Source organism: Phenylobacterium sp., from assembly GCF_044236515.1.
Lineage (GTDB): Bacteria > Pseudomonadota > Alphaproteobacteria > Caulobacterales > Caulobacteraceae > Phenylobacterium.
The window spans coordinates 1-7784 of the sequence record NZ_JBIIGK010000143.1 but is presented as its reverse complement, the minus strand read 5'-3'; the positions used below and the strand labels follow the sequence as shown (position 1 = coordinate 7784).

6 protein-coding genes are annotated in these 7784 nt (G+C 67.7%); 5 read left to right on the top strand and 1 reads right to left on the bottom strand.

All coding sequences use genetic code 11. The annotated features are described in order from the left end of the window. Window positions 1-275: hypothetical protein (locus ACILRF_RS12985; RefSeq protein WP_395673542.1), on the bottom strand; the 275-nt coding region annotated here is incomplete at its 3' end. 174 nt (window positions 276-449) lie between these two features. Between ACILRF_RS12985 and ACILRF_RS12980 the strand changes: the two genes are divergently transcribed. From ACILRF_RS12980 to ACILRF_RS12960, 5 genes are all read left to right on the top strand, one after another. Then, window positions 450-2831 carry a TonB-dependent receptor gene (locus ACILRF_RS12980; protein WP_395673540.1) on the top strand — a complete coding sequence of 794 codons (2382 nt, stop codon included), beginning with the start codon at window positions 450-452 and terminating at the stop codon, window positions 2829-2831. Between the two features lie 55 nt (window positions 2832-2886). Continuing rightward, on the top strand, window positions 2887-4599 hold the full coding sequence (locus tag ACILRF_RS12975) for an amidohydrolase (protein WP_395673538.1): 1713 nt from the start codon (window positions 2887-2889) through the stop codon (window positions 4597-4599). Continuing rightward, the gene (locus tag ACILRF_RS12970) at window positions 4596-6287 is read left to right on the top strand and encodes an amidohydrolase (RefSeq protein ID WP_395673536.1); all 1692 of its coding nucleotides are present in this window, start codon (window positions 4596-4598) and stop codon (window positions 6285-6287) included. The genes ACILRF_RS12975 and ACILRF_RS12970 overlap by 4 nt, the downstream gene beginning before the upstream one ends. Before the next feature lie 109 nt (window positions 6288-6396). Continuing rightward, window positions 6397-7209: a substrate-binding periplasmic protein gene (locus tag ACILRF_RS12965; protein ID WP_395673534.1), complete on the top strand. Its 813-nt coding sequence runs from the start codon at window positions 6397-6399 to the stop codon at window positions 7207-7209. Between the two features lies 1 nt (window position 7210). Further along, on the top strand, window positions 7211-7784 hold a 574-nt coding region (locus tag ACILRF_RS12960), incomplete at its 3' end, for an amino acid ABC transporter permease (protein WP_395673532.1).

Genomic DNA, 7784 nt, shown 5'->3' with positions numbered 1-7784 from the left:
GTCTGGGCGACGACCGCCGGCGCGCCCGGATTGACGTGATCGCCGCGGCCGTCCTGACCGACGCGGTATCGCTGGATCACCTGGCCGGCGACCTCGACCTCGATCACGTCCGGCTTCGGGCCGCGGAAGGCGAAGGGCGCGGGGGCGCCGCCGGCGTCCGGGACGACGAACGGCTTTCCGACGAGGCGGCCCAGCAGGCCGGCGTCCGCGCCGGCGGAGGCGGGGGAGGCGGCGAGCAGCGCGGCGGCGAGGGCGGCAAATCTCAGGATACGCATGACGCCGGACAGGCTGGCCGCCGGGGCCCCGGGGCGTCAAGGGCCCGGGTGTTGACGTTTCGACAACACCACCTCGACCTTTCACACCTCCCGCAGCCCGGCCAAACCGGAAAGTCTTCCGGGAACAGAGCAGCCGACGCCAAAAGCCGCGCGGCAACAGGGGAGTTCAACCAAATGGCCAACCTCAAACGTCACCGCCTGCTCGCAGGCGCGGCCGCCGGCGTGCTCGCCGGCCTCATCGGCACCTCGACCTTCGCGCAGGAGGACGCCTCCGCCGAAGTCTCCGAACTGGTCGTCACCGCGACGCGGCAATCGGTGCAGCTCGGCCGCGTGCCGCTGTCGATCAGCGCCTTCACCCAGGAGGCGATGGATCGCAAGGGCATCCGCGACATCCGCGACATCGCCCTGCAGACTCCGGGTGTCGACATCCCCGTCGATACCGGCCGCCAAGCGGTTCAGCGGATCGCCATCCGCGGCATCGAGTCCACGGCCGGCGCGGCGACGGCCGCGGTCTACATCGACGACACGCCGATCCAGGCCCGGAACGCTTCGATCAACTACGCCGGCAGCACCATCCCGTTCATCTTCGACCTGGAGCGCGTTGAAGTGCTGCGCGGGCCGCAGGGCACCCTGTTCGGCGCCAGCTCGCAGGGCGGCGCGATCCGCTTCATCACCCCGACGCCGAGCCTGACCGACTACAGCGTCCTGGCCCGTGCCCGGGCCAGCATCGTCGAGGACGGCGACCCGAGCTACGAAATCGGCGTGGCGGTCGGCGGGCCGATCATCCGCGACAAGCTCGGCTTCCGCGCCAGCATCCAGCAGCGCAACGAAGGCGGCTGGATCGATCGCCAGAGCTGGCAGAACCCGGCCGACCGGGAGAAGAACAGCAACTCCTCGGAAGCCTCGATCTTCCGCGGCGTGCTGAACTTCGCGCCGACCGACTGGCTGTCAATCCAGCCCAGCATCTTCTACCAGAACGTCAAGACGAACGACCGGCCGGCGCTCTACACCGTCTGCCCGCCGACCATCGCCCTGCAGCCGTCGCTGAGCCCGTGCCCACTCGGCCCGGCCAACCCCGACAAGGGCAACTTCATCAGCTATGCGACCCTGCCGCAGCCGGGCAGCGACAAGTTCTACCTGCCGGCCCTGAAGGTGACCGCCGAGGCCGGCCCCGTCACCCTGACCGCCGTCGGCTCGTACTTCTATCGCCACGTGAACCAGGTGAACGACGCGATCCACAACAACGACCGCGTGTCGCTGGGCGCCGACTGGCTCTATCCGGTGATCGCCGGCCGCCAGCTGTTCACCTACCAGAACCCGGACGCCGAGCAGCGCCTGCAAACCCAGGAGTTCCGCGCCTCGAGCTCGGACCCGGAAGCGCGCCTGCGCTGGACGGCAGGCGTCTATCACTCGCGCAGCTCGCTGAAGTCGGACGTGCCGATCAGTTCGGCCCACTATCCGGACGCCTATCGCATCCGCTTCGGCCGGCCCCTGCCGGCCGCCCCGTTCATGGTCGACGGCATCCACCGCTACTACGGCAACGAGAACACCATCGAGAAAACCACGGCGGTGTTCGGCAACGTCGACTTCAAGGTGATCGACACCCTGACGGTCAGCGTCGGCGGCCGCTACTCCAAGGACACCCTCGATTTCGATATCATCGAGCGCGGCGTCTCCTACACGGGCGGCGTGGCCACGGCGGCCGGCTCGCTGAAGGATACCCCGTTCACGCCGCGCGTCGCCATCTCGTGGCAACAGAGCGAAGAGACCCTGGTCTACGGTTCGTGGGCCAAGGGCTACCGGACCGGCGGCGTCAACAAGGCCGTGCCGGACATCTGCGAGGCCGACCTGCAGGTTCTGGGGATCAGGGGCGGCAACACCTACGACTCCGACACGACCAGCAGCTACGAGCTGGGCGTGAAGAGCTCGGTGCTCGACCGTCGGCTGTCGTTCCAGGCCTCGGTGTTCCACACCAAGTGGAACAATATCCAGCAGCAGATCCGCCTTCCCTGCGCCTTCAGCCTGGTGGCCAACACCGCCTCGGCGATCAGCAAGGGCGGCGACATCAACGTCAGCTTCCGGGTGACGGACGGCCTGACGCTGAACGCCGCGGTCGGCTACACGGACGCCTACTACACCGACACCATCATCGTCGGCACGGCGCCGCTGGTGTTCGAAGGCCAGACGCTGGGCGCCACGCCGTGGACCGTGAACCTGTCGGCCGACTACCGCTTCACGGTGATGGGCGACCGCGAGGCTTTCGCCCGCGTCCAGTACAGCTCGAAGAGCGCCAACAACGGTCCGTTCCCGCACCAGAACCCGCCTTCGTCGGTCTATGACCCGACGCGGACGGAGGGGACCTACGCGGCCTCGCAGCTCGACATTCGCGCCGGCGTCGACCTGACTCCGGAGGTGACCCTGGAAGCCTATGTCGAAAATGCGCTGAACAATGTCTCCTGGGTCGGCAACGCCCCCTACTACCAGCGCGGTCCGCTCTGGCTCGGCGCCGCGGCCAAACCGCGTGTGTTTGGCCTTCAGGCAACCTATCGTTATTAATACGGTAAAGGGGAGAGGGTGAGCGCCCTCTCCCCAAGTATTCGGGGAGGGTGGGATGAAGGTCATTCATGGAATCTGGGCGGCTGCTCTATGCGCCGCTGCCACGTCCGCGGCGGCCCAGCCGGCGGCGGGTTACGCGGACCTGATCCTGACCAACGCCAAGGTGGTCACGGTCGACCCCAACGAGACGATCGCCCAAGCCGTCGCGGTCAACGGCAACCGCATCTCCGCGGTCGGCTCGGCCGCCGAGATCGCCGCCTGGCGCGGCCCGGGCACCAAGGTGCTCGACATGAAGGGCAAGACGGTGCTGCCCGGCTTCATCGACGGCCATTCGCACGTCGCCGGCATGGCCCTGGTCGAGGCCCAGTTCATCAACATCCAGGCCCCGCCGCTGAAGGACGCCAACGCGATCATCGCGGTGCTGAAGGCCAAGGCCGCCACCCTGCCCAAGGGCGCCTGGCTGATCGGTCAGGGCACCTACAACCAGCTGATGCCGACCCGCGAGCAGCTGGACGCGGCATTCCCCGACAACCCGGTCGAGCTCATGTGGAGCAACCACGACCACCTGATCAACCACAAGGCCGCGATGGAACTGGGCCTGGGCAAGGACGCCCCGGACCCGGGCGGGCGCGGCATCTTCGAGCGGACGAAGGACGGCGAAGTGGCCATCGCCCGCGACGCCGACGTCAAATGGGTGCGCAAGCCCCAGACCTACGAAGAAATGAAGTCCGCGGTGCGGATGATCCTCGACGACTTCTATCTGAAGAAGGGGGTCACCACCGTCTACGACATGTCGGAACCGCCGACGTTCCGCGCCTACCAGGACCTCTACCAGGAGGGCAAGCTGCCCACCCGGGTGCTGATGGAGCCGCGGCCGAGCGTGCCGGGCCGTGAGATCCCGATGCAGCTCAGCGACATCCTGAGCACCGGCGTCCGCCAGGGCTTTGGGGACGACTACCTGGCCATGGGCGCACTGAAGACCATGACCGACGGGGTGTGGGGCACCACAGCCTACGTCTGGAAGCCGTTCTGGAACGGCTCGGGCACCACCTGGATGCCGAACAATACGGGCAAGACCAACTGGCCCTCGCAGGAAGAGTTCAACACCTTCATCAAGTCCGCCCACGACGCCGGCTGGCAGATCCAGGTCCACGCCAACGGCGACCGCGGCCAAGACATGGTGCTCGACGCCTACGAGGCCGCCCAGCGCGCCAATCCGCGGGCCGACGCGCGCCACCGGATCGAGCACTTCGGCCACTTCCTGACCCAGGACCCGGAACGGACCCGGCAACGCCTCGCCCGGATGGTGCAGGACAAGGTGATCGCCTCGCTGCAGGTCGCCTTCCTGTGGCGGCTGACGGACACCAACGTCCTCGAGCCGGACGTGAAGTTCTTCCCGATCCGCACCCTGCTGAACGAGGGCATCCGCCTGTCCGGCGGGGTCGACACGATCGGCACGCAGAACTACGCGACCCCGCCGATCTTCTCGATCAGCCGCGCCGTCCGCCGCGACACCAAGTACGGCAAGGTGGTGCAGCCCCAGGAGGCCGCGACCGTCATGGAGGGAATCAAGCTCTTCACGATCTGGCCGGCCTATGCCGGGTTCATCGAAAAGACCCGCGGCAGCGTCGAGGTGGGCAAGCTCGCCGACCTGATCGTCATGTCCGAAGACCCCCTCACTGTCGGCGCCAAGCGCCTCCCCGACATCCAGGTCGACATGACCATCTTGGATGGGAAGCTCGTGTACGAAAGAAAGGCCGGCAAATGACCTCTCGACGCATGCTCCTGGCCGCCGCCGCGGCGGCGGCCCTGTCGACCCCGGCGCTGGCCCAGCCGGCCCACGGCTACGCCGACTTGCTGGTCACCAACGGCAAGGTGGTCACCGTCGACGCCGCCGGGCGGATCGCCACCACCGTGGCCGTGCGCGGCGAGCGCATCGTCGCCGTCGGCGACGCCCAGTCGCTGGCCGACTGGCGCGGGCCGAACACCAAGGTCATCGATGTCGGTGGCAAGACGGTGCTGCCGGGCTTCATCGACTCCCACTCGCACATCGCGGGCATGGCCAAGGTCGAGGCGCTGAACGTCAACATCCAGGTGCCGCCGCTGAAGGACGCCAACGCCATCGTCGAGGTCCTGAAGGCCAAGGCGGCGACGCTGCCGAAGGGGACATGGATCGTCGGGCAGGGCACCTACAACCAGGTGATGCCGACGCGCGAACAGCTCGACAAGGCGCTGCCCGACCATCCGGTCGAGCTGCAGTGGAGCGTCCACGATCACCTGATCAACCACCGCGCGGCGATGGAGATGGGCCTGACCAAGGACTATCCGGATCCGGACGGCATGGGCCGCTACGAGCGGACCAAGAGCGGCGAGGTGGCGATCATCCGCGATGCGCCGGCCCCCTGGCCGAAGCGGCGCGAGCTGACGGAGGCGGAGAACAAGGAAGGCGTCCGCGCGATCCTCGAGGACTTCTACCTCAAGAAGGGCGTCACCACCGTCTACGACCACGCCGACGCGCTGACGGTCAAAGCCTACCAAGAACTACAGGACGAGGGCCGTCTGCCGACCCGCATCCGCATCAGCTACATGGTGCGCAGCGAGCCGCAGCTCGACGCCATCCTGCGAACCGGCCTTCGGACCGGCCTCGGCGACGACTGGATCAAGATGGGCTCCATCAAGTTCATCGCCGACGGCGTGTGGGGCACCACGGCCTATGTCTGGAAGCCGTTCTGGAACGGCTCGGGCACCACCTGGATCCCCAACAACGTCGGCGGCACGGCCTATACGCAGGAGTCGCTGAACAAGCAGGTTCTGGCGGCCCACCAGGCCGGCTGGCAGATCCAGATCCACGCCAACGGCGACCGCGCGCAGGATATGGTCCTGACCGCCTACGAGAACGCCCAGAAGGTCACGCCCCGCAAGGACGCGCGCCACCGGATCGAGCACTTCGGCCACTTCCTGACCCAAGACCCGCAACGCACGGACGAGCGCCTGCGGCGGATGGTGCAGGACGGGATCATTCCTTCGCCGCAGTCGGCGTTCCTATGGCGGCTGACCGACGTCAACGTCAAAGAGCCGGACGTGAAGTTCTTCGCCCTGCGGACGCTGATCGACCGTGGGCTGAAGCCGATCGGCGGCGTCGACACCGTCGGCACGCAGAACTTCGCCACGCCGCCGATCTTCTCGATCTCGCGCGCTGTGCGGCGCGACACCAAGTTCGGCACGGTGGTCCAGCCTGAAGAGGCGATCACCCCGATGGAGGCCATCAAGATGTTCACCATCTGGGCTGCCGAGGCCGGCTTCCTGGAGGACAGCCGCGGCAGCATCGAGCCGGGCAAGCTGGCCGACATGGTGGTGATGTCGCAAGATCCGCTGACCGTCGGGAAGGACAAGCTTCCCGACACGGCGGTCGCCATGACGATCCTCGGCGGCAAGGTCGCCTATCAGGCTCCGTAAGCTTACCCGGGCGCGATCGGTGACCAAAAAACACCGATCGCGAACGACTTATCATCTTTGAATCCGAGCGCGCCTGGGACACCAAGCAGCGCCTTTCGACGAGTCCGCCGTGCCCCTTCGACCGCTCCTTCCGGCCGTTTCCGACACGCCCGCCGCCGCCGCGCCGGGGCGCCGCGACGTGCTCGCCGGGCTCGCCGGCGCCGGCCTGGCGCTGAGCGCCTGCCAACCCAAGGTCGACATCCGGAAAAGCGGCGGGTTCGTGGTCGGCTCGACCGCCACCGGCGTGCCGTTCAGCTTCCTCGACGTGCGCACCAATGGGCTGACCGGCGCCATGGTCGACATCGCCAAGGCGGTCGCCGCCGAGGCGGGGTTCCCGGTCGAGATGCAGGTCTCCTCGTTCTCGGCCCTGATCCCGTCGCTGACGGCGCGCAAGATCGACATCATCGCGGCGGCCATGCTGCGGACGCCGGAGCGGGAGAAGGTCGTCGACTTCAGCACCCCGGTCTACGCCTACGGCGGGGCCATCGTCGCGCCGGTCGCCGAAGCCGGCCGCTTCAACAGCCTTCAGCAGCTGAAGGGTCTGCGGGTCGGCGCCCAGGTCGGCACCCGGTTCGTCGACCAGCTCGACGCCGCCGGCGTCGAGGGGCTCAAGACCTACGACAGCCTGGCGGACATCCTGCGCGACCTGCGCCTTGGCCGCCTGGACATCGCCTACGGCGACGAGCCGATCATCCGCTACTACCTGCGGGTCACCCGCAGCGAGACCCTCGCCATCGCCGCCGGCTACCGGCCGGCGGAACTGGAGGAGGTGGGTCTCATCGTTCGCAAGGGGGAGGTTGAACTGCTCAAGCGTCTGAACGCCGCCATCGGCCGGATCAAGGCGACGAAGATCGCCGAGGTCCTTCGGACCTGGGGTCTCTGAGATGCCCGAGGATTTCTTCGCCCGCTCGATCGAGTTCCTTCCGCTGCTGCTGAAGGGCCTGCTGGTCACCGTCCAGGTCACGGTCGGCGCCCTGCTGCTCAGCATCGTGCTGGGGCTGTTCTGGGCCGTGCTGGGCCGCTCGCGCTTCGCGCCGCTCAGGGTCTTCAGCCGCACGGTGATCAACGTGATCCGGGGCATCCCGATCATCGTCCAGCTGTTCTACGTCTACTTCGTGCTGCCGGAGTTCGGCCTGAGCCTTGACGCCCTGCCGGCCGGGATCATCGGCCTGGGCCTCGCCTATTCGGTCTACCAGGCCGAGAACTTCCGGGCCGGCTTCGAGAGCGTCGATCCGGCCCTGGTCGAGGCCGCCCAGTCGCTGGGCCTCAGCGAGCGCAAGATCATGATGCGGCTGATGCTGCCGCTGGCGATCCGCACCGCCCTGCCGCCGTTCGGCAACACCTCGATCATGCTGCTGAAGGACTCCTCGATCGCCTCGACGATCACGGTGGCCGAGCTGACCCGCGCGGGACAGCTGCTGGCCGTCTCCACCTTCCAGAACATGACCGTCTACACCC

Coding starts and splice junctions, on each gene's coding strand:
- ACILRF_RS12975 (WP_395673538.1), top strand. CDS start 2,887: ATGAAGGTCATTCATGGAATCTGGGCGGCTGCTCTATGCGCCGCTGCC.
- ACILRF_RS12970 (WP_395673536.1), top strand. CDS start 4,596: ATGACCTCTCGACGCATGCTCCTGGCCGCCGCCGCGGCGGCGGCCCTG.
- ACILRF_RS12980 (WP_395673540.1), top strand. CDS start 450: ATGGCCAACCTCAAACGTCACCGCCTGCTCGCAGGCGCGGCCGCCGGC.